Source organism: Pseudoxanthomonas kalamensis DSM 18571 (assembly GCF_010211745.1).
In the GTDB taxonomy this organism is placed as follows: Bacteria; Pseudomonadota; Gammaproteobacteria; order Xanthomonadales; family Xanthomonadaceae; genus Pseudoxanthomonas_A; species Pseudoxanthomonas_A kalamensis.
The window spans coordinates 1-564 of the sequence record NZ_PDWQ01000110.1; the positions used below are offsets into that span (position 1 = coordinate 1).

At 58.0% G+C, this 564-nt stretch carries 1 protein-coding gene; it reads left to right on the forward strand.

Features of this window, described 5'->3' with window-relative positions; genetic code table 11:
- On the forward strand, positions 1-418 hold a 418-nt coding region (locus CSC70_RS14270; protein ID WP_162457227.1), incomplete at its 5' end, for an alpha/beta hydrolase family protein.
- Positions 419-564: the final 146 nt, after the last annotated feature.

Sequence of the window (564 nt, forward strand, 5' to 3'; positions counted from 1 at the left end):
GTCCAATGGCGGCTACATGACGCTGATGCTGCTGGCCAAGCGCAGCGATGCCTATGCCTGCGGCGTGGCCGGCGCGCCGGGCACCGATTGGGGCCTGTACGACACGCCTTACACCGAGCGCTATATGGATCTGCCGGCTCGCAACGCTGCAAGCCACCGCGACGCACGCATCGCCACGCATCTGGATGGCCTGCGCGCCAAGCTCCTGCTAATCCACGGCATGGCCGACGACAATGTGCTGTTCACCAATTCCACCGCGCTGATGAGCGCGCTGCAGCAACGCGGTACCCCATTCGAATTGATGCCGTATCCCGGTGCCAAGCATGGGTTGTCGGGCGCCACGGCGCTGCATCGTTACAAGACTGCCGAAGCGTTTATTGAACGCTGCTTGGGATCATCTTGGGGCCCCGACGTCTGATTGAATACGTCTGTTCGAGACTGACGAAAGCTGCGGAAAACAGGGAGTGACCACTACTTCTTGGTCAGAGATTCCAACTTTCTACTCAATAAAAAAATAGATGGCTTCATGCATAGTGTTGAAGCAGGGTGAACGTTGCAGAAAGC